This is a genomic window from Jeotgalibaca ciconiae, assembly GCF_003955755.1.
In the GTDB taxonomy this organism is placed as follows: Bacteria; Bacillota; Bacilli; order Lactobacillales; family Aerococcaceae; genus Jeotgalibaca; species Jeotgalibaca ciconiae.
Genome location: NZ_CP034465.1, coordinates 2,301,076 through 2,323,447 on the forward strand (window position 1 = coordinate 2,301,076; position 22,372 = coordinate 2,323,447).

The 22,372-nt window shown below is 39.2% G+C and carries 22 protein-coding genes; 20 read left to right on the forward strand and 2 right to left on the reverse strand.

The genetic code is table 11. The features are described from left to right. Positions 1-279 precede the first annotated feature (279 nt). The 6 genes from EJN90_RS10685 (at position 280) to thrB (ending at position 7,174) form a co-directional block, all read left to right on the forward strand. Complete coding sequence (locus tag EJN90_RS10685) at positions 280-1,638, forward strand: IS91 family transposase (RefSeq protein WP_126110898.1); 1,359 nt, start codon at positions 280-282, stop codon at positions 1,636-1,638. A 514-nt stretch (positions 1,639-2,152) separates the two neighbouring features. Then, positions 2,153-3,349 carry a glycosyltransferase family 4 protein gene (locus tag EJN90_RS10690; RefSeq protein WP_126111085.1) on the forward strand — a complete coding sequence of 399 codons (1,197 nt, stop codon included), beginning with the start codon at positions 2,153-2,155 and terminating at the stop codon, positions 3,347-3,349. 296 nt (positions 3,350-3,645) lie between these two features. Beyond that, positions 3,646-4,518, forward strand: a complete 873-nt coding sequence (locus EJN90_RS10695; protein WP_126111087.1) for an NAD(P)-dependent oxidoreductase — start codon at positions 3,646-3,648, stop codon at positions 4,516-4,518. A 110-nt stretch (positions 4,519-4,628) separates the two neighbouring features. Further along, positions 4,629-4,859 (forward strand): YkuJ family protein, encoded by a 231-nt coding sequence (locus EJN90_RS10700; protein WP_126111089.1) that lies wholly within the window; start codon positions 4,629-4,631, stop codon positions 4,857-4,859. A 183-nt stretch (positions 4,860-5,042) separates the two neighbouring features. Beyond that, positions 5,043-6,287 (forward strand): homoserine dehydrogenase, encoded by a 1,245-nt coding sequence (locus tag EJN90_RS10705; RefSeq protein ID WP_164544068.1) that lies wholly within the window; start codon positions 5,043-5,045, stop codon positions 6,285-6,287. A gap of 20 nt (positions 6,288-6,307) precedes the next feature. Continuing rightward, complete coding sequence (gene thrB, locus EJN90_RS10710; RefSeq protein ID WP_126111093.1) at positions 6,308-7,174, forward strand: homoserine kinase; 867 nt, start codon at positions 6,308-6,310, stop codon at positions 7,172-7,174. A 63-nt stretch (positions 7,175-7,237) separates the two neighbouring features. On the opposite strand, the gene EJN90_RS10715 is transcribed toward thrB, so the two are convergent. Next, positions 7,238-7,585, reverse strand: a complete 348-nt coding sequence (locus tag EJN90_RS10715) for a hypothetical protein (protein WP_126111095.1) — start codon at positions 7,583-7,585, stop codon at positions 7,238-7,240. 29 nt (positions 7,586-7,614) lie between these two features. Between EJN90_RS10715 and EJN90_RS10720 the strand changes: the two genes are divergently transcribed. The 14 genes from EJN90_RS10720 to carB all read left to right on the forward strand — a co-directional run bounded on the left by EJN90_RS10720 (position 7,615) and on the right by carB (position 20,631). Then, positions 7,615-8,142: a YqeG family HAD IIIA-type phosphatase gene (locus EJN90_RS10720; RefSeq protein WP_126111097.1), complete on the forward strand. Its 528-nt coding sequence runs from the start codon at positions 7,615-7,617 to the stop codon at positions 8,140-8,142. Then, the gene (gene yqeH, locus EJN90_RS10725; RefSeq protein WP_126111099.1) at positions 8,135-9,274 is read left to right on the forward strand and encodes a ribosome biogenesis GTPase YqeH; all 1,140 of its coding nucleotides are present in this window, start codon (positions 8,135-8,137) and stop codon (positions 9,272-9,274) included. The genes EJN90_RS10720 and yqeH overlap by 8 nt, the downstream gene beginning before the upstream one ends. Before the next feature lie 15 nt (positions 9,275-9,289). After that, positions 9,290-9,601 carry a ribosome assembly RNA-binding protein YhbY gene (gene yhbY, locus EJN90_RS10730; RefSeq protein ID WP_126111101.1) on the forward strand — a complete coding sequence of 104 codons (312 nt, stop codon included), beginning with the start codon at positions 9,290-9,292 and terminating at the stop codon, positions 9,599-9,601. A gap of 36 nt (positions 9,602-9,637) precedes the next feature. Next, a complete protein-coding gene (locus tag EJN90_RS10735) occupies positions 9,638-10,291 on the forward strand; it encodes a nicotinate-nucleotide adenylyltransferase (RefSeq protein ID WP_126111103.1) in 654 nt (217 codons plus the stop codon). Continuing rightward, positions 10,284-10,883, forward strand: a complete 600-nt coding sequence (gene yqeK / locus EJN90_RS10740) for a bis(5'-nucleosyl)-tetraphosphatase (symmetrical) YqeK (protein WP_126111105.1) — start codon at positions 10,284-10,286, stop codon at positions 10,881-10,883. Before EJN90_RS10735 ends, yqeK begins: the two co-directional genes overlap by 8 nt. A 14-nt stretch (positions 10,884-10,897) precedes the next feature. After that, a complete protein-coding gene (rsfS, locus tag EJN90_RS10745) occupies positions 10,898-11,254 on the forward strand; it encodes a ribosome silencing factor (protein ID WP_227872504.1) in 357 nt (118 codons plus the stop codon). Further along, a complete protein-coding gene (locus EJN90_RS10750; protein ID WP_126111109.1) occupies positions 11,254-12,000 on the forward strand; it encodes a class I SAM-dependent DNA methyltransferase in 747 nt (248 codons plus the stop codon). The genes rsfS and EJN90_RS10750 overlap by 1 nt, the downstream gene beginning before the upstream one ends. Before the next feature lie 29 nt (positions 12,001-12,029). Continuing rightward, entirely contained in the window at positions 12,030-13,232 is a 1,203-nt protein-coding gene (locus EJN90_RS10755; protein WP_126111111.1) for a nucleotidyltransferase, read from the forward strand. Positions 13,233-13,329: 97 nt separating this feature from the next. Further along, complete coding sequence (locus EJN90_RS10760; RefSeq protein WP_126111113.1) at positions 13,330-13,887, forward strand: YceD family protein; 558 nt, start codon at positions 13,330-13,332, stop codon at positions 13,885-13,887. Between the two features lie 48 nt (positions 13,888-13,935). Further along, positions 13,936-14,115, forward strand: a complete 180-nt coding sequence (rpmF, locus tag EJN90_RS10765; RefSeq protein WP_126111115.1) for a 50S ribosomal protein L32 — start codon at positions 13,936-13,938, stop codon at positions 14,113-14,115. Positions 14,116-14,554: 439 nt separating this feature from the next. Beyond that, entirely contained in the window at positions 14,555-14,929 is a 375-nt protein-coding gene (locus EJN90_RS10770; protein WP_164544069.1) for a DUF3397 family protein, read from the forward strand. Positions 14,930-14,970: 41 nt separating this feature from the next. Next, positions 14,971-15,990 (forward strand): glycosyltransferase, encoded by a 1,020-nt coding sequence (locus EJN90_RS10775; protein ID WP_126111119.1) that lies wholly within the window; start codon positions 14,971-14,973, stop codon positions 15,988-15,990. 356 nt (positions 15,991-16,346) lie between these two features. Further along, the gene (carA, locus tag EJN90_RS10780) at positions 16,347-17,447 is read left to right on the forward strand and encodes a glutamine-hydrolyzing carbamoyl-phosphate synthase small subunit (protein WP_126111121.1); all 1,101 of its coding nucleotides are present in this window, start codon (positions 16,347-16,349) and stop codon (positions 17,445-17,447) included. Further along, a complete protein-coding gene (gene carB, locus EJN90_RS10785) occupies positions 17,440-20,631 on the forward strand; it encodes a carbamoyl-phosphate synthase large subunit (RefSeq protein ID WP_126111123.1) in 3,192 nt (1,063 codons plus the stop codon). Before carA ends, carB begins: the two co-directional genes overlap by 8 nt. A 329-nt stretch (positions 20,632-20,960) precedes the next feature. Here carB and EJN90_RS10790 read toward each other — a convergent pair whose 3' ends face one another. After that, positions 20,961-22,286: an IS3 family transposase gene (locus tag EJN90_RS10790; protein ID WP_126109157.1), complete on the reverse strand. Its 1,326-nt coding sequence runs from the start codon at positions 22,284-22,286 to the stop codon at positions 20,961-20,963. Positions 22,287-22,372: the final 86 nt, after the last annotated feature.

Sequence of the window (22,372 nt, forward strand, 5' to 3'; positions counted from 1 at the left end):
ATCAATGTCTAGCTCCCAAGTCCTGACCTAGTGAAAAAAAGATAAATTTGCCCCATTGCGCGCTTCGCTGCTCGCTAACGCATATCATTCGACTAACCCGCTGAAGCGTGAAGTCTCCTGACAATTCAGGGTCAAATTTCCTATTTTTTCATAAGCCAAGGCGGACTTGTCCGCTTTTCTTATAGTATAGGGTTTTATAAAATTATTCTTGAAAAGAAGCTTATCCGGATGCATGTTCCACAAATTTGCTTTTTGTTCCACGGAGGGTAAAATAAAGGTATGAATAAGAATATTCTTCACGCCATCTTCTTTGATAAAGAACACCATTGGGACTCGCTTGTGAGAATACACAAGAAAAGAATTCGCTCTGTGGTGTTGTCGGAAGTAGATAAGTTCCGCTATTGCGGCGATGTGAGGAAAGGATTTCGATTGTTCGTTTGCGAAGGCTGTCATGATGTCAAGCATGTTCCGATTCGCTGCAAGGGAAAGTTTTGCCCAACCTGTGCGGTTGGGGAGAGTCAGCGCTGGAGCGACATGATTGCGGATGACATGTACCACACCATTCACCGGCATATCGTGTTCACGATTGATGAAGGATTGCGGGATTTGTTTCTCCTTCACCGGGAGGAACTGTTGAAGGGATTAATGGATGAGGCAGCAAACGTGGTGAAGGCGTATTTCCGCAAGAAACGCATCACCCCGGGCATCATCGCAGGCCTACATACCTTCGGCTCCCAGTTGGAGTTCAATCCCCATGTGCACATGATTGTGACCATGGGCGGGTTGACAGACAGCGGGAAATGGGTGGATTACGACTACATTCCCTATAAACTCTTGCGAATACATTGGCAGAACGCGGTTCTTAAGCTCCTGCGGCGTACCCTTACTCCGAAGGAGAAGAAGAAAGCCCAGCCCCTGCTGCAAAACGCGTATTCGAAGAATGCGGAAGGCTTTTACGTGAACGCCCCGAAACGGAGCAGGACCAATGTGAAGGCACTGCTGCAATATATCAGCCGATACATGAAACGAGGACCCATCGCGCTCGAACGGATCATCTATTACGATGGTGACACGGTCCTCTTCCGGTATCATGACAAACGCACAAACAAAGAAGCAATCAAGATAATGGGGGCCAAAGAGTTTATCCTTTCGCTGATCCGGCACATCCCGGACAAAGGCTTCAAAACAATCCGCCATTACGGGTTGTACAGCAGACGTATCAAGAAGACCGTCCAAAAGGTGGTCCGTCATCTACAGGAGAAGATGACGAAGTTGCTCATCCGTGCGCGAAAGATGACCCAACCGAAAAAATGGCGCGAAAGGATAACCGAAACATTCGGAATCGATCCACTCAAATGTTCGAAATGCGGCAACTACTACGAGTTCAAGGGGATTGTTGTGTCCAAAAAAGGACAGCTTACCATCCAATATGCGAACGATTGGGATGCGAGAAGGTATTTACGGGAGGAGATTGAACGGATTGAGTCAGAAAAAGAAAAACACCAGCAGGGAAAAGCAGAAGCGCAAGCTCTTGAAAACCTTCGGTTCGACTGGGAAGGATTACGACAGAGAGCCCAAGGACAAGAGCGTGAGCTATATCTGTCGTCAATGCAGGGCAGTGGAAGAGATTCCACTTGAGGTCGTGGAGCAATTCGATTGGCTGGATGGGGGAGATCCTCATGACCCACCGCGGTTCAGCTGCCAAGTCTGCCAGGGAGAAATGATTCCAGAATATTTCCGAGGTGCCACCGGCGTCCTCTACGACAATCGATATCTCCGAGTTGAAAGTCTCCACTAAAATAAAAAGGCCTCGAGCGTTAGCTCGAGGTTTTCTTATAGACTAGGGGATTATAAGTTCAGCCATCAATGTCTAGCTCCCAAGTCCTGACCTAGTGAAAAAAAGATAAATTTGCCCCATTGCGCGCTTCGCTGCTCATTCAGGGTCAAATTTCCTATTTTTTCATAGGTCAAGGCGGACTTGTCCGCTTTTCTTATAGATATATTTATATATTTTTTTCTGAAAGAGTAGCTGTTTTATTCATTCTTTTAAAATTATTACAACGATAGGACTTAAGACTAATGACAATTACCGGCTTGTTCAATTATACTTACCTTATAAAAGTTCTCACTGATTGAGATAGAGGGTGAAAAAATGCGAGTAGGAATGTTTACAGATTCATACTTTCCACAAATCAGTGGAGTAGCAACTTCCATAAAAGTGTTAAAGGATGAATTAGAAGCGCAAGGACATGAAGTGATTATTTTTACAACAACTGATCCTAATGCGGTTGAAGAGGAAGAAAATATCGTTCGTTTAAAAAGCATTCCATTTCTTTCTTTTAAAGATCGTCGGATTGCGATCAAAGGTTTTTCAAAAGCACTGAAAGAAGCAAAAAAATATCACATTGATATTGTGCATACTCACACTGAGTTTAGTTTGGGAATTACAGGGAAATTTGTTGCTTATATGTTGAATATACCTAACGTTCATACTTATCATACAATGTACGAAAAGTATCTTCATTATATTGCAAAAGGAAAAATTATCAGACCAAGAAATGTAAAAACAGTTTCCCGTTTTTTTTGTAACCGAACAATGGGTGTGATTGTTCCAAGTCAATTAATGAAGGAAAAGCTTACTTCTTATGACGTATACAAAGAAATTCGAGTGATTTCGACTGGAGTAGAGATTCCTGAAAAGGATTCAGCGTTACGTCAAACGATTCGTGAACAGCTACAATTAACTGAAAATGATATGGTCCTACTTTCTTTATCGCGTCTTGCTTTTGAAAAAGATTTGCATAAAATTGTTGAGTCTTTTCCAACTGTTTTGCAACATCACCTAAATGCAAAACTTGTTTTTGTAGGTGATGGACCAGCGAGAGAATCTTTGGAAGAATTAGTAAAAGAGTTGGATCTGACAGATTATATTCAGTTCGTTGGTGAAGTGAAAAATGAGTACGTCCATCATTATTACCAGATGGCTGATATATATGTGAGCGCATCTGCTAGTGAAACACAAGGACTTACTTATTTAGAAAGTATCGTGAACGATTGCCCGATTGTAGCAAAGCGTAATGATTATTTATCCGAGATTGTCCGCAATCCTTTGTTAGGACTATTGTATAAAGAGGATGAAGACATGGGAATAACGATTGTAAAAATGATTGAATTATTGAAAAAAACAAACAGTCCAATAAAGCTGGAACAAAAAGAAGTATTATTAAAAGAAATTTCTTCTGCAACATTTGGTAGGAAAGTCATTAGCTATTATAAAAGTGTCATTGAGAATTATTATTTCGACAGTCAAATAGAAGAAACAAAATCTTTTTCAAAACATTATGAATAATCATAAGCTGGAGTTAATTCTCTGGCTTTTTTTGTAGACTAGGGGATTATAAGTTCAGCCATCAATGTCTAGCTCCCAAGTCCTGACCTAGTGAAAAAAAGATAAATTTGCCCCATTGCGCGCTTCGCTGCTCGCTAACGCATATCATTCGACTAACCCGCTGAAGCGTGAAGTCTCCTGACAATTCAGGGTCAAATTTCCTATTTTTTCATAGGCCAAGGCGGACTTGTCCGCTTTTCTTATTTGATTTCTTTTCAATGATATACTAGGGTAAGTATAATGAGATGGGAGGAATAATGATGACGAAAAAAATTGGTTTTGTTGGAACTGGCGTGATGGGGGCCTCGATGGTTAGGCATTTACTAAAAGCTGGTTATGAAGTTCATGTATATAACCGAACAAAGAGTAAAGCTGATTCGTTGGTTACAGAAGGAGCAATTTGGCAAGATAATCCGGCAGAGGTTACCAAACATTCAGATATTATTATTACGATTGTTGGCTATCCGAAAGATGTGGAAGATACATATTTTGGAGAAAAGGGCATTTTAAATGCAGCTAAAGAAGGCGATATTGTAATTGATATGACCACTAGCACACCGAGTTTAGCGATGAAAATATACAATGCGGCAAAAGAAAAAAACGTCGCTGCTCTAGATGCACCTGTTTCTGGGGGAGACAAAGGTGCAAAAGATGGTACATTGACAACAATGGTTGGTGGAGATGAAGAAGCCTATCATAATGCAAAACCAGTTTTAGACAGTTTTTCAAGCAAAGTAATGCTGCAAGGCTCAGCAGGAAGTGGGCAGCATACAAAAATGGCGAATCAAATTATGATTGCTGGTACAATGACGGGAATGACCGAGCTGATGGTTTATGCAAAAGCAGCTGGTCTTGATGTTGAGAGAGTGATTGATCAAGTAGGTGCGGGAAGTGCGGGAAACTGGTCATTGACAAACTACTCCCCACGTATTTTGAAAAAAGATTATTCACCAGGTTTTTTTGTAAAACACTTTGTTAAAGACTTAAAAATAGCTTTGGATGAAGCGGAACGCATGGGAATTGACTTGCCAAGCACAACCTTGGCAAAAGACTTATATGAAAGACTAGCAAATGAGGGTAATGAGAATGATGGAACACAAGCTCTCATCAAACTTTGGTGGGGGGAGTAAGTACATTCCACAGACTGGTAATTTATTTCTAAAATCGAACATAAATTGATGCGGTGAAAAAGAAATAATGCTAGAATAGATAAGAAGTCAGTCTGGAAAGGGGAAAAACTATGAAACCTTCACAATTATCTGCAATCATCCGACGACTCGAAGTGATGATGGAAGACAACGGAGAAATCGAAGTACGCCGTTTTGAAAAGGATGGAAACGAGCGATGCGTTGTAAAATATAACCGAGATACTGAAACTTTTGAGTTAGAAGAACATGCAACAAATCAAACTTATCAATTTGATGACTTGGATTTAGTTGCAATTGAAATCTTTGAGCTTTTACAAGACTAAGTTAAAACAGGTATAGTAACAATCTCTAAGAAGAAAGTCTTTCTTGGAGGTTGTTACTTTTTTATAGATTTACAAGAATGCGCTATCATGTAGTTTTCTAATCTTTTTTTAACTTTTGGGTAGAGAAATATCCTTTTATTCAGTATACTGATGAATAATAAATGAGTGATGGGAGAGACGACATTGAAGGAAACAGTGAAAATAGGTTTATTAGGATTTGGAACAGTAGGCTATGGAGTCTATGAAATATTAAAAAATAACCAAGAAAAGTATCTACATTTAACACAAACAAAATTGGAAGTCAGTAAAATATTAGTCCATGATACGAAAGCTTTTCCCGAGGCTGTAGAGGCTGGAATGCCAATTACTGATAATTTTAAAGAAATTATTGAAGATGAAAGTATTGAGATTGTCGTGGAAGTAATGGGTACAATTGAAACAGCAAGAGGATTTATTGTTGCTGCCCTAACAAATGGAAAACATGTTGTGACAGCCAATAAAGATTTATTAGCTGTTTACGGTGATGAATTATATGAATTAGCTGAAAAAAATGGAAGAGACCTTTATTTTGAAGCTAGTGTTGCTGGAGGAATTCCAATTTTACGTGCTTTAAACGAGAGTTATATTGGAGATAATTTGCAAGAAGTTTTAGGAATCGTGAACGGAACAACGAACTTTATGCTGACTAAAATGCAAGAAGAATCATACTCTTATGAAGAAGCACTTCGTTTAGCACAAGAACTCGGTTTTGCGGAAAGCGATCCTACTGGTGATGTAGAAGGTCTGGACGCAGCGAGAAAAATGGTCATTTTGACTAAGTTAGCTTTTGGACAGAGCATTCGATTGGACGAGTTGGATACAAAAGGTATTTCTAACATTCTTTTAGAAGATTTTGAACTCGCGCAACAACTGGGCTATACAATCAAATTAATCGGCAGTGCGAAAGTAGAAGAGGGTAAATTAGCGGTAGAAGTTGCACCAATGCTTGTACCTTTAGACCATCCTCTATCGCATGTAAAAAATGAAAACAATGCTGTCTATGTGACAGGAGAGGCTGTAGGAGAAACAATGATGTACGGACCAGGAGCGGGGAGAATGCCAACAGCGAACAGTGTTGTAGCAGATGTTCTGCAAATTGCCAAAAATATTAAAATAAATCAGACTGGAAAAGGATTGCCAGTGATTAATTCAGCTGTTCAATTAGGAACAGCAAATGTGCATTATGCAGATGTTTTACTGCGTTGTAAGCAGACGGAGAAAACGAATGAGAAAGCTGTTTCTGAAATAAAAGCAGATATTCTAACTTCTAAAGAAGGTTCTATTTACTTGCATTTAAAAGAGATTCATTTAGATGAATTAAACAGAGTAATGGACCAATTGAGGAACAAAGCTTTTGTGGACATTGACGCACAGTACAAATCGATATAAGTGAATGAAGGAGTTTCTATATGACTGTTATTAAAGTACCTGCTACATCGGCAAATTTAGGGCCAGGATTTGATTCAATTGGAATAGCCGTTTCTTTATACTTGGAGTTGGAGATTGTTGAACAAGCTGCAGAATGGTTTATTGAACATTCCGTTGGAGAGTCGATTCCTTCTGATGAGAAAAATCTGATTATTCAAACTGCTTTAGAAGTAGCCGATGATTTGACTCCACATCATGTGAAAATGCGCTCTGATATTCCACCAGCACGAGGTTTAGGAAGTAGTTCGGCGGCAATAGTTGCAGGGATTGAACTTGCCAACCATCTGGCTGGACTAAATTTATCTGAGGATGAGAAAGTTCAAATAGCAACTAGAATAGAAGGTCATCCTGATAATGTTATGCCAGCTATTGCGGGAAATTTAACTTTCGGAACGATAATTGATAGTAATGTCATCTGGACAAAAGTTCCTTTCCCAAAGACCCGTTTAATTGTTACGGTACCTTCAAGAGAATTATTGACTAGTGAGAGCCGGGCGGTAATGCCTAAGAATCTCTCCTTGCAAGAAGCAATTAAAGGCAGCAGCATTGCGAATGTTATGGTTTCAGCTTTACATTTAGGCGACATTGATACAGCGGGGAAATTAATGGAGGAAGATGTTTTTCATGAACCCTATCGTGAGTCGCTGATTCCTGAATTAACAAAAATCCGTGAAATTACTCATGAAGAAGGTGGGTATGGAACGTATCTGAGTGGAGCAGGAACAACGGTAATGACGTTAGCAAAAGAAGAAGTTTCTGAAAATATTTTAAATAGAATTCAATCAGAGTTTCCAGATTGTGATGTGTTCCTAACAACAATTGATACAATGGGATCTCGAGTAGAATAAAAAGGGGCGGTTCATAGTGAACCGCTCTTTTTATGGATTAGAATTTTTATAATGTTTTTGTCGTTATTGTCTTACGACCAAGTTCAACTTGATGGGGCAGGAAAGTTGAACTTTACGAGAATTCTCCCGCATTCCATCGCACTCTGTTCGAAAGGTGTTCTGAAATGCAGAAGTGAGACCACTTCGCGAATAAAGCTCAGACGGTCTTTGACCATCTTCCGCTTTTTCGTTCCAGTGCTTCACTTCTTCCCGCATTTCATCGCACTCTGTTATTTTCTTGTATTTCTTTGCTATTCTTATATAATTAAGGTAAAATGATGTGTTCATATTCAATAAAATAACAGAGTATGAGGTTGGATGTGGCTTCAAATAGTTGTATAATTTTTGAGCCAAGTATCTTTTTTGTCCCAAACCTCTTCTTTTTATGAGAAGGAGTCAATATGTTTAAAAAGTTTAAGCCCGTATGGATGGTGGAGAGTGTTTATCAAGTCTCTGCTGAACAATTAGCAAAACATCAGATAAAAGCGGTGTTTTGTGATTTAGATAATACATTGATCGCTTGGAATAATCCGGGAGGAACGGAAGAACTGCTTGCTTGGATAGAAGAAATGAAGCTAAATGATATTCCAGTAACGATTATTTCAAATAACAGCGGTGACCGTGTGCAGAAAGTCGCTGAGCATTTGAAACTTCATTATATTCCAAGGGCATTAAAACCTTTGAAAAAAGGCTACCTTCAAGCAGCTGAACAAATAGGGGTGCCGCTTGAAGATTGTGTAATGATTGGAGATCAGTTGATTACAGATATTTTCGGTGCGAATCGAATCGGTCTTCGAACGATTTTGGTCATTCCTATATTGAATTCAGATGCGTGGAATACCCGTATTAATCGTTTTTTTGAACGAATAATCATGAAAAAACTACTTAAAGATGATCCAAATATGAGATGGAGGAAACGACTTGAATAGAGAGAATATCCAAGAATTAGGTAATGAAGAATTGTATTGTATTGGATGCGGTGCTCAAATTCAAACAGAAAATAAAAATGAGCGAGGCTATACGCCTCCAAGTGCTCTGAAAAAAGGACAAGAAACCGGAGAGTTATACTGCCAAAGGTGTTTCCGATTGCGCCACTATAACCAATTAGAAAAAGTTTCAGCTACGGATGATGAGTTCTTGGCAATGCTGAGTCAAATTGGGGAGCAAGATGTTCTGGTAGTAAATGTTGTAGACATTTTTGATATGTACGGGAGTATGATTCCCGGCTTGCATCGTTTTGTAGGATCGAACCCTGTTTTAATGATAGGGAACAAAGTTGACGTACTGCCGAGATCCATTAAACATTCCCGTGTCAAACACTGGATGTTGCAGCAAGCGCATCAAGCTGGATTACGTCCCTTTGATGTTGCGCTTGTAAGCGGGAAAAAAGCGACACAGATTGATGAGTTATTAGAGCTGATTGAACAGCATCGTAATGGCCGTGATGTCTATGTTGTCGGGGTTACGAATGTTGGAAAATCCACTATTATGAATCAAATTATTCGAGCAGCAACTGGAAATAAAGAAGATATCATTACTACTTCGCGTTTTCCGGGAACGACCTTGGATTTGATTCGTATTCCTTTAGATGATGGTGCAGCCCTAATTGATACACCAGGAATTATTCACCGTCACCAAATGGCTCATGTACTAACGGCAAATGATTTAAATATCGTTTCGCCGCAGAAGGAAATGAAGCCTGTCACTTTCCAATTGAACCCCGAGCAAACGTTGTTTATGGGAGCTGTCGCACGTTTTGACTTCGTTGAGGGAAATCGGTCATCCTTTACTTGCTACTTTGCAAATGAGCTGAAAATCCACCGTACGAAGCTTGAAAAGGCAACTGACTTTTATGAGAAACACAAAGGTGGATTACTACAACCGCCAAACGAAAAAGATATCAATGATTTTCCACCGCTTGTTAGAAAAGAATTTAACGTAAAAGAACCATCGGATATCGTTTTCTCAGGGCTGGGCTGGGTAGCAGTCCAAAATCCGGGGAAAGTTGCTGCATGGGTTCCTGAAGGCGTTGACGTCGTTATCAGACAACAAATTATATAGAGGAAGAGGTTCATAATGGAATTAAGAGGAAAGCAAAAACAATTTTTGAAGAAAGAAGCACATCACTTACAACCAATTTTTCAAATTGGAAAAGGTGGTTTGTCAGATGAAATTATTAAACAAATTGATGAGGCCTTAGAAAAAAGAGAATTGATCAAAATTAATTTACTGCAAAATACAGACGAAGTACCAGCTGACGTTGCTGCTGAAGTCGCTGATCGTATTGGTGCGGTCGTTGTACAACAAATCGGTAAAACAATCATCTTTTTCCGTGAGTCATCAAAAGAAAAAAATCAACGAATTTCTGAATTAGTAAAAAGAATTTAATCTTATTTTCTTGCAAGAAAGGTGGAATAGGAAGTTATGGTCAAATTGTTTGATGTTCAATTTTTAACGGATATTATTGTGGTTGAAGAAACGAAACCCGAAGAAATGATTTCTGGCCGAAAACGGGTAGGAATTATTGGTGGAACTTTCAATCCTCCGCATTTAGGACATTTGATCATTGCCCAACAAGTTGGGCAGCAACTTGCTTTGGATAAAGTCTATTTTATGCCCGATGCTGAACCGCCTCATGTGGATGAAAAGCCATTTATTGAAGGGGAACATCGCGCACAAATGGTGAAACGCTCGATTGAAGGAAATGATTTGTTTGAGATTGAGACGATAGAATTAGAACGGGGCGGCAAGAGTTACACAATCGATACGATGAAGCAGTTGATAGAAGAAAATCCCGATACGGATTACTATTTTATTATCGGCGGCGACATGGTGGAGTATTTACCGAAATGGGAAAGAATTGATGAGTTAGTATCGTTGGTGCATTTTGTAGGAGTGGTGCGCCCAGGGTATCCTAACCACAGTCCTTATCCAATCATCTGGGTGGATGCTCCAAAGATTGATATCAGCTCAACAAAAATAAGAAGTATGGTAAAGTCTGGACGGTCGTTACGGTACATTGTTCCCGAAAGTGTAGAGCAATATATTAAGGAAGAAGGGCTTTATCTTGATGAATGATAAAAATATGCTTTATTCCAACCACTATACAGGCTGGTCTCGAGAAGCTATCTTAAAGGAAGTTCAAACAAAAATCACTCCTGCTCGCTATGAGCATATACTGCGAGTAGAAAGCTGTGCCATTGCTTTAGCCGAGAAGTATGGAGCTGATAAAGAAGCTTGCAGTCTTGCTGCTATTTTACATGATTATGCGAAAGATGTTGATAAAGACACCATTAAACGATTGGTTGATAATGGAGATTTACAAGCAGAATTACTGGAGTATGGTAGTCAAATTTGGCATGGGCCTGCAGGCTCTTACTATGCAGAGAAGACGTTTGGTATTGTAGATGCAGCTATTCTATCTGCGATTTCTCAACATACAATTGGCGGCAGGGAGATGACTTTGCTCAGCAAGATTCTATTCATTGCTGATTATGTAGAAGAAGGACGAACTTTTCCAGGAGTCGAGGAAGCGCGCGAACTAGCTTTTGAAGATTTGAATCAAGCAGTTATCTATAAAATTACCCAAACGCTCATCCACTTGGTACAAAAGCGGGTAAAAATCTATCCAGAAACTCTTTTTGTATACAATGCATGGATAAACAAATAGGAGGAAACAATATTTTGAATAGTGAAGAAATTTTAGAAGTTGTCGTAAAAGCGGCGGATGATAAATTAGCAGAAGATATTATGGTGTTAGATGTACGCGGATTGACATCTCTTGGGGATTATTTCGTTGTAATGAATGGCCGAAACGAACGTCAAATGGGAGCAATCATCGATGGAATAGTTGAAGCTGCTCATAAAAACAAAATTGCTATTAAAAACCAAGAAGGAAAAGATTCAGGAAGTTGGACATTGTTAGATTTAACAGATGTTATTGTTCATGTATTCAGTTCCAGTGACCGTTCTTATTATAACTTGGAAAAACTTTGGAGCGATGCACCACTTGTTGATATCAGCGGTATGGTAAGTGAATAATGAGTTATCAAATTTTTTCTAATTTTTATGATAAAGTAATGGATCAATCTGTATACGATGACTGGTTGTCATTTGTTCGGCAATATCAAGCAAAATATCATGGAGAAAGACAATCCTTGGAAATTTTGGAGTTAGCTTGCGGCACTGGTATTATTGCTACAAAGTTGGCTGAAAAAGGACATACGGTAACTGGTTTTGATTTGTCTGATGATATGCTATCATTAGCTTATGACCGTATGGGACAAAAGGATGTAACCATTCAGTTGATGCAGGGAGATATGCGTGATTTACCGTTCATCCAGAACTTTGATATGGTCACTTGTTTTTCGGACTCCTTGTGCTATTTACATGAGGAAGAAGAATTGCTGCAAGTATTCCAGGGTGTGCATGCAAACCTTTGTATGGGTGGGACATTTTTATTTGATGTCCATTCGTTGTATCAAATGAATGAAATATTCCCGGGATATCAATATATCTATCAAGAAGAAGAGGAAGTTTTCTTATGGGAAAGTTTCCTTGGCGAACAAGAAAATTCTGTGGAGCATGTTTTAACGTTTTTTGTTGAAGAAGCAGACGGTCGTTATGAACGAATGCAAGAAGTCCATGAAGAACGTTCTTTCTCAATAGATGTTTACCAAAGATTGTTAAAGAAAGCTGGTTTTACTAGCGTAGAAGTAAAAGCTGACTTTGGCAAAGAGGAAGTAACTGAAACTACGACCCGCTGGTTTTTTGTGGCGAGAAAGTAAACTTGTGAGGATAGGAAGAAGGCGGTTGTATGAGAAGTTGCGGTATTATTGCGGAGTATAATCCTTTTCATAATGGTCATGCTTATCAGATACAAGAGGCACGCAAGAAAACAAGCAGCGATGTAATGATTGTGGTCATGAGTGGAAATTTCACTCAAAGAGGAGAACCTGCGATTGCAGACAAATGGTTACGAGCGGAAACAGCTTTAGAAAACGGTGCCGATTTGGTCGTTGAACAATCTGTTTTAGGAAGTGTTCAATCAACCGATCTATTCGCAAAAGCAGGCATTCGTTTATTACAGGAGCTTGATTGTGATTATTTTTCTTTTGGAGCAGAAGAAGGAACAACGGAAGAGTTTATTCGGGTAACCGACGTCTTGCTTGAAAAGGAAAAACAAATTGATAGCATCTTTCAAAATTTCCGGAATGATGGTCGCAACTATGCGTCACAGATGACGGATGCAATTGAGAGTGTTTTAGGACAACGTTTTTTGTTTCCAGCTTTTTGGGGAGCAAACAGCCAGCTTGGAATCAGCTATATGAAAGAAAACCAGCTGTATCCTCAACCCATGAAACCAATTGTTATCCAACGTAAGGGAGCGAATCATCAAGAAGCGATAAATAAAGAAGCGATAAATAAAGAAGCTTCTTTTGCAAGTGGAACAGCCATTCGGCAATTACTTACTTCAAAGGATTCTTCTGAGGATATCTCAAGATGGATTCCAGCTTCAAGCGCAGATAAACTGTTAGAATTAGAGCCGGTTGCTTGGGAAGCATATTGGCCCTTTCTGCGATATCGTTTGTTAGTGGAGAGCCTAGAGAATCTTCGTTTGATTTATCAAATGGAAGAGGGCATCGAATACCGTCTAAAGAAATTTGCTTCTATCGCTACTTCTTATCAAAATTTTATTGAACTTGTAAAAAACAAACGGTGGTCTTGGGTAAGGTTACAAAGGTTGTCTATATATGTGTTATTGAATATTCAAAGGCAAGATATATCCATTTTCTTTGACAATGAACCGGCTGTGCGGGTTCTAGGATTCACGGAAAAAGGAAGAGAATATTTACGCATGTTGAAAAAAGAAAAAGAACGGATGTTTTATACAAATATTTCCCAAAAAAATCGTAATGAATTATCAATAGAAATTCAGTCCGACCAAATTTATCAATTTGGCTTGGGGTTAAAGCAGTCTGAACAAAATTATACCCGTACACCAATTGTCAAAAGTTAGTAAATTAAAAACTTTTCTATAGCATGTAAAGGAAAATACATTGACAAACAATTTTTTCACTAGTATAATTCAATTTGTTATTTTAGGGGTGAAGGAAATGAAGTGGACCTTAAAAGAAATCCAAGAACATCGTGGTGAACCGTTACATTTTACTGAAATAGTAAACCGTGAAGAGTCACTGATGAAAAGGGATAGAGAAATCCTGGCAGTTTCAGATATTAAAGCAACTGGTTTTCTACTATATGAAAATCGATCAGTACTTGCCAATTTCCAGATCGATTATACGATCACCCTGCCTTCGTCTCGTTCATTGGAGCCGGTAGAAGTCTCAATGAGTGTGCCAATCTTTGAAACGTATGTGGAAGATGAAGAATCTTATGAAACGTCGGAAGAATTAAACGATATCGTTATTCCGATTGAAAACAATGAAGTGAATTTAATTCCTGCCATTGAAGATATGATTCTCTTAAATATTCCGGTACAAATTTTCACGGAAGAAGAGCTTAGCTCAAGTGAACTGCCTCAAGGGGCAGATTGGTCAGTCGTTTCAGAAGACGATTATCAGCAAAAAAGGGCGAAACAAAAGGAAGAACAAGTAGATCCTCGCTTAGCGGAATTGAAAGCTCTCCTGGAAGACGAAGAAAAAGAGGAATAAAGTTCGACCTGCTGTTTATGCAGCAACATTATGGGGAGGTGTAAGGAAATGGCAGTACCTAAAAGAAGAACATCTAAAGCACGTAAAGCTAGAAGACGTACTCATTTTAAACTAGAAGTACCAGGATTGAATGCTTGTCCAAATTGTGGTGAACTTAAGAAAAGCCACCACGTTTGTGCTTCATGTGGTCATTATGACGGCAAAGAAGTAGTATCAAACGAAGCGTAATTCCATAACGATTCAACCGAGAGATAACCAATCCTCGGTTTTTTTGTTTTCTTAGGAGAAAAAGCGCGCGTATTCACTTTTCTTATTTTGTCTTTTATCAGATAAAAGGACCCGATAATTTGTCCACTTTCCCTGATAAAAGCAGTTTATCAAGGAAAGACTTGATTTTTATGGCTAGCTTTCCCTGATAAGTGATGGATATCAAGGAAAGGGTGGATTTAAATACCCTGTTTTCCTTTAATAGCCATCTTTTTGAATCTAGAAGGAAGTGTGGAAACGAGGGGAGCCCAATCCAGAGGTTAATCTCCGTTTATCCTAGCGAGCTTCGCTGCAGGACAAAATGGGCTTGTCCGCTTTTCTAAAAAAATAAGACTTTGGTCGGTATTATCTATTATAATAAAAGGTAGAATAAGGATAGTTAATGGAAGGGGTGTTTTTATTGAAAAATATTGATTCATTTGAAATATTTTTATATGTTTTTCCGATTATTGAAATTATTTTATTAACGTTTTTTTTCAAGCCTTATTTACAATATAAAAAATTCAAACTTGCTGTATCAGATGCAACTTTACCCATCTTACTATTAGGAATCCATTTTCTTAGTGTCAGATTACTTACCTATAGTTTATTACCGCATTTTTTACTTGCTGCTTTTTTCGTAGGGCTTCTATTAACTTTATATTTTGATTTTTCTAAAAGAAATTTAACGACAGCTAAACTGTTTTCCATATTTCTTAAAGCTGCTTTTGTACTTGGCTTTTTAACATATTATGGAATCGTCGTTGCTCGTATTTTTCAAATTTTGCATGGCTGATAATTGAACACAGATTATTAGTGGAAGGAAGGTGGAAAGTTATGAAAGTTCTTTTATATTCAGAAGGGATGAAGTGGATTCATAAATCTGGACTAGGTAGAGCGATTGATCATCAAAAGCAAGCATTAACTTTTAGTGGAGTATCGTTTACGACAGAAAGAACTGATTCATTTGATTGCGTGCACATCAATACATACTTTTTAAAATCCTTGCTGCTGGCGAAACGTATGAGAAGAAGAGGAGTTCCGGTAATTTACCACGGACACTCTACAGAAGAAGATTTTCGTAATTCTTTTCTTTTTTCAAATTTCTTTTCGCCGCTGTTTAGAAAATGGATTGTTTATTGCTACAATCATGGAGATGTAGTGATTACTCCAACGCCATATGCAAAAAGATTATTGGAACAATCCGGTGTAACAAAACCCATTTACCCTGTCTCAAATGGGATTAATCTTTCTTACTATCAACAAAATCCCGAGATGAGATGCAATTTTCGTAAGGAATATGGATTTTCTGATTCAGATAAAGTAATTATGTCGGTTGGTCTCTATATCAAAAGAAAAGGCTTGCTTGATTTTGTCGAAATAGCTAAAAAAATGCCAGAATATCAATTCATTTGGTTTGGTTATTTGGATTTAAAACAAGTTCCAAAAGAGATTAGAAATGCTGTTCATACAGAGCTGCCTAATTTAATCTTTGCCGGTTATGTTACTCCTGAGAAATTACGAGAGGCATATGCTGGATCTGATTTGTTCTTTTTTCCAACTTACGAAGAAACGGAAGGGATTGTTCTTCTCGAAGCCATGGCAATGAGACAAACTTGTTTGATTAGAGATATCCCCATATATGAAGAGTACCTGCACATGAAGGATGTCTATAAAGGAAAGACAAACGAAGAATTTATAAAATTAATACAAGGAATTATAAAAGGTGAGTTGCCGCGTTTAACGGAACAGAGCTTAAAAAATGTTGAAGAACGCGATATTGAGAAAATAGGTTCTCAACTTGTAAATGTTTATCGAGAAGCAATTCAACTATCAGTAAAACTTTACGAAAAATAATTCAAATAGTAATTTCCTCCTTTTTTTGGTTAAGACCAGAAGAAGGTTTTTTGTACAAAATTTCTTTTATCAAAAAGAGGGGTTGATTAAATCTCACATTTATTTTTCATTTTTAGAGGAAATAAATTGAAAATTTCTTTTAAATATTTTAAAATAAACAACATGCACAATGCTGTACGAGATACAGTATTTGGCTAAAGGGTCTTTAATTTAGCACAGAGAGGCTAACAAGGCATGTGAAACGATTAATGTAGACAACCGTTGAAACACGCCCATACCAGGTGTGTTTTTTGTTTTCTGCTTTTCATTCAAGCCTGGGAGATATACCTTGACAATCAAAAATCGGGAGGAAGAACATGAAACAACGTAGATTTTTAGTATTAGAAGATGGCAGTTGTTATCCGGGGTACGCATTCGGATCAACAAAAGATGCGATTGGAGAAATCGTATTTAACACAGGGATGACAGGCTATCAAGAAACCTTATCGGATCCTTCCTACACAGGTCAAATTATTACTTTTACCTATCCGTTAATCGGAAATTATGGCATCAATGAAGATGACTATGAAGGTGTGTATCCAGGTTTGAAAGGAATGGTCGTTCATGAATTGGCGGAACATCCAAGTAATTTCCGATCTACTAAAACGTTGGATGAAGCTTTAAAGGATTTTGATGTACCCGGAATCTACGGTGTGGATACACGCAGCATCACACGAAAGATTCGCAGTAGTGGTACAATGCGCGGCACATTGGTAGATAATGCCGATAAATTGGATGAAATTGTCGAATCGTTGAAGGTCTATCAATTGCCAGTTGATGAAATTCAATTGAATTCATCAAAGGAAATCAAGCAATTTCCTGGTGATGGACCACGTGTTATATTGCTGGATTTTGGCTCCAAGGATAACATCCTTGTAGAATTATCGAAAAGAGACTGTGAAGTTATCGTGGTTCCTTGGAATACGAGTGCTGAGATAATTTTGGCCTACAAACCACAAGGTATTATGTTGAGTAACGGACCTGGAAATCCGACATCTGTTCCGGAAGCGATTGAAACAATCAAGCAACTGATTGCACAAGAAAATTTACCGATGTTTGGTGTTTGTCTTGGACACCAATTGATTTCGTTGGCTAGCGGTGCAACTACCTATAAATTAAAATTTGGACATCGGGGCGCAAACCATCCGGTCAAGGACCTTGAAAATGGAAAAATCAGCATTACGAGCCAAAATCATGGCTATGCTGTAGATGAAGATAGTTTGAAACAAACCGATTTAATTGTAAGTCATCGTGCTTTGAACGATGGAACGAATGAAGGCATTAAGCATAAAGAAAAACCGATTTTTTCGGTTCAGTATCACCCTGAAGCATCGCCCGACCCGCATGATTCGAATGATTTGTTTGATCATTTTATCAATATGATGAAAACTGCTCAAGGAGGAAAACAACATGCCTAAACGTACAGATATTCAAACGATTCTAGTAATTGGTTCAGGACCAATCATCATCGGGCAAGCAGCAGAATTTGACTACGCTGGAACACAGGCGTGCTTGGCTTTAAAAGAAGAAGGATATAAAGTTATCTTGGTCAATTCGAACCCTGCCACAATTATGACGGATGTCGAAATTGCGGATAAAGTTTATATGGAACCACTCTCTTTAGATTTCATCACCAATATCATCCGTAAAGAACGTCCGGATGCATTATTGCCAACGTTAGGCGGACAGACCGGTTTAAATATGGCAGTGGAACTGGATCGAGCAGGTGTCTTGGAAGACTTCAATGTTGAATTACTGGGTACAAAGTTGAGTTCCATCCAACAGGCTGAAGACCGTGACTTGTTCCGTCAATTAATGGCAGAACTGAACCAGCCAGTCCCAGAGAGCGATATCGTCCATACGGTAGAGGAAGCTTTGGCTTTCACAGCTAAAGTCGGTTACCCATTGATTGTTCGACCTGCTTTCACGATGGGAGGGACCGGAGGCGGTATCTGTTACAATGAAGCCGACTTGCGTGAGATTGTGGCGAACGGCTTGCGATATTCACCGGTAACCCAATGTTTATTGGAAAAGTCGATTGCTGGCTTTAAGGAAATTGAATACGAAGTGATGCGTGACAGCAATGACAATGCGATTGTTGTCTGCAATATGGAAAACGTTGATCCGGTTGGAGTTCATACGGGCGATTCGATTGTTGTCGCACCATCTCAAACTTTGACGGACAGGGAACATCAAATGCTGCGCAATGTTTCTTTGCAGATTATTCGTGCTTTAAAAATTGAAGGAGGCTGCAATGTCCAGTTGGCATTGGATCCGTATTCGTTCGACTACTACATCATTGAAGTGAACCCTCGTGTCAGCCGCTCTTCAGCATTGGCGAGCAAAGCGACTGGCTATCCGATTGCAAAGATGGCAGCAAAAATAGCTGTTGGCTTGACTTTGGATGAGATGAAGAACCCAGTGACGGGTACATCTTATGCCGCATTCGAACCGACTTTGGACTACATAGTGACCAAAATCCCGCGTTTTCCGTTTGACAAATTCGAAAAGGGTGATCGCAGTCTAGGAACACAAATGAAGGCGACTGGTGAAGTCATGGCTATGGGACGAACCTTTGAGGAATCCATGCTAAAAGCAATTCGTTCGTTGGAATACGGTGTCAACCACATATCTTTGCCTAAAGACCATGGACAGCTTGTGACGATGGAAGAGATCGAAAAAAATATTCGTTTCGCCTGCGATGAACGAATTTTCTATTTAGGCGAAGCGTTGCGTCAGGGAGTAACACCGAAAACAATCCATGAATGGAGCGAGATTGATTATTTCTTCCTGTACAAATTAAAGCACATCATTGACTTGGAAAAGGAAGTAGCGGCAGCCGAACCGAAAAATCTTGAGATTCTAAGAGAAGCCAAGAAATACGGTTTTAGTGACGAAATCATTGCGGAATTTTGGAATATGCCTTCAGAAGATGTCTATGAGTTACGCAAAGAAAATGGGATTGTCCCTGTTTTCAAAATGGTGGATACTTGCGCGGGTGAGTTTGAATCCTTCACGCCGTATTTCTATAGCAGCTATGAAATGGAGCAGGAATCTTTTCCAAGTGAACGCAAAAAGGTCATTGTATTGGGTTCAGGTCCGATACGTATTGGACAAGGAGTCGAATTTGATTACGCAACGGTGCATGCAGTCTGGGCGATTCAGGAAGCCGGTTACGAGACAATCGTGATTAATAATAACCCAGAGACTGTTTCGACAGACTTCTCGGTCTCAGATAAATTGTATTTTGAGCCGCTGACCGAAGAAGATGTGATGGCTATTATTGATTTGGAACAACCCTTAGGAGTTGTTGTGCAGTTCGGAGGTCAAACAGCCATTAATTTAGCTGAAAAATTAGTAAAACATGGTGTGAAAATCCTCGGCACGAGCTTGGAAGACTTGGACCGGGCTGAAGATCGTAAGTTGTTCGAGCAGTTGTTGCGTGACTTGGATATTCCACAGGCGCCCGGCAAAACAGCTGTGACTGTTGAAGAAGCGGTGGCTGTAGCAAATGAAATCGGTTATCCCGTATTAGTGCGTCCATCCTATGTATTGGGAGGACGGGCAATGCAAATCGTATACAATCAAATCGATCTTGAGAAGTATATGGGAGAAGCAGTCATAGCTAGCCCAGAACGTCCAATATTGGTCGATCATTATCTGATTGGACAAGAATTGGAAGTTGATGCAATCTGTGATGGTGAAACGGTTTTAATTCCGGGGATCATGGAACACATCGAGCGGGCTGGCGTCCATTCTGGGGATTCGATTGCTGTATATCCACCACAAAATCTGTCGGTTGAATTGATTCAAACGATTGAAGACTACACCATTCGCGTAGCCAAGGGACTGAAAACGGTCGGACTAGTGAACATCCAGTTTGTCATCAGTGACGGCCAAGTCTATATTATCGAAGTAAATCCCCGCGCAAGCAGGACAATCCCTTTCTTGAGCAAGGTAACGGGGATTCCGATGGCGAAGTTGGCTGCAAAAGGAATTCTAGGGTTGAAATTAAAGGACATGGGGTACACAACAGGGCTGGCTCCACTAAAGCCTAACGTATATGTGAAGATGCCTGTCTTCAGTTTCAACAAACTTAAGAAGGTCGATACAGTGTTAGGACCAGAAATGAAGTCTACGGGGGAAATCATTGGGAAAGACATCGATCTGCCGAAATCATTATACAAAGGGTTTATTGCATCTGGTATCCATGTGCCTGAATATGGCACGGCATTAATGACAGTGTCTGACAAGGATAAAGGAGAACTTATTTCGTTAGTAAAACGATTGATCATGTTAGGGTATCATATTGTTGCGACGACCGGGACGGGTAAAGCTTTGGAAGCCGAAAATATTAAAGTCGATGTCATTGAAAAAATCAATGAAAACAGCAATAATATTCTAGATGCTATCCGCGATGGCCGTATCAACTTGGTCATCAATACGATGACAGCTGGAAAGTCGAGTGAGACTGATGGATTTTTGATTCGTCGTGAGGCAGTAGAAAACAATATTCCGTGTTTGACTTCCTTGGATACAGCAGAAGCGTTGTTGCAAGCAATGGAAACAATCCATTTTCAATTGGAAGAAATGAGTAAGTAAAGACAAAAATAATGACCTTATCATTTCTGGCATTGATGCATATCTAACAATACTAAAAAATAAGAAAAGCGGACAAGTCCGCCTTGGCCTATGAAAAAATAGGAAATTTGACCCTGAATTGTCAGGAGACTTCACGCTTCAGCGGGTTAGTCGAATGATATGCGTTAGCGAGCAGCGAAGCGCGCAATGGGGCAAATTTATCTTTTTTTCATTAGGTCAGGACTTGGGAGCTAGACATTGATGGCTGAACTTATAATCCCCTAGTCTATAAAAAAGCCCCGCAATTGGAGTGAAATGGACCCTGTGTCAAGGACATTAAAAAAAAGACCTTATGCAACACCCGATAAAAATTGCTCCCTGTAATGAACAGGAGGCAATTTTTTTAGGTTCCATTGTCCGCGTTCATTATTATAGTAGTCTATGTAATCATCTACTATTGCTCGTAACTCTTCTAAATGGACACAACTTTTATACTCCATTTCATCTTTCAAATGACCAAAGAACGACTCTTGAGGAGCGTTGTCCCAACAATTACCTCTTCTAGACATGGACTGTCCTAAGTCATTATCCGCCAACTTCTTATGGAATTTAGGACTCGTATAGTGCACGCCCTGATCTGAATGGATAAAGGCATCTTTGTGTAACGTTGCGCCGTGGGCGCTCATTAATACATCAATGGTAGTTAATGAGATAGCTAGTTTTAGGTTATCAGATACATAGTGAGCGAGTATCTCTTTCGTCGTGCCGTCTTTAATGGTCGACAAATAACCCATAAATCCATTGGCTCCAGGTAAATAAGTGATATCAGTTAAGAGAACTTTATGAGCTATTCCTTGGACAAATTGACGCTCCAATTTATTCTCAACAGTGTGGTGTTCTTTGGTAGCTTTCGCCATTCTCTTATAGGGGTTCGCTTTACGAATGGGGCAGAAAATATGAAATTTCCTCATCAAGCGCTGGACCTTTTTACGATTGACTGTCATTCCTAGAATATTCTTGAAATACATGACAATACTACGAGAGCCTTTCTTGTAACCACGGTAGCTATAGGCGTTTTCAATTTGGATTCTCCAAGCTTGATCTTCCTCTTCTCGTACGTTTCTCTGGGCTAAGCCCTTTAAATAATTGTAATAACCTGAGCGAGAAACCTCCAGCGTTTCACATGCATCTATAATCGTTCCTGTGTATGAACCATCTGTTTTCATTTTATGGATTCTTGCGAAGGTTTCACTAGTCTTTTCGCTGTTTTCTAGCCTCCTTTCGCTCCATTCTGATTTTTTTAACAATTCATTTTCCTGCTCTAATAATGAAATTTTAGCTTGTAACTTTTCAATTTGTTGTTCAGGTGTTCGTTCAGTCTTTCGCGGTCTGCCTGAACGGTTTTGTCGAGTGTCTTTCAATGCCAAAACACCATTATCACGATATCTTTTTCGCCATTTCTTAGCGAATGCTTTTATCCGGCTTTCACCAAGCATTTCCGGATCAAATCCTGCTTCAATAAATATTTGTTTAGCCGTTTTTGAATCCAATGATTCTGAAACAAAATGGCGTTTGAATTCATCGGAATAAGTAATGCTTTTCTCTGATACATTTTTAACGTACGGATTTCTTCTCAAAACTCGAATTTGTTCCGATGTAAAAATTAACTTTGACATTTAGCGGCTCCTTTCTGCACGTAGTGCAGTTAATATGAATTGTGGTTTAATGAATGGAGCAATACTACTTCAATTCAAACGTTAAC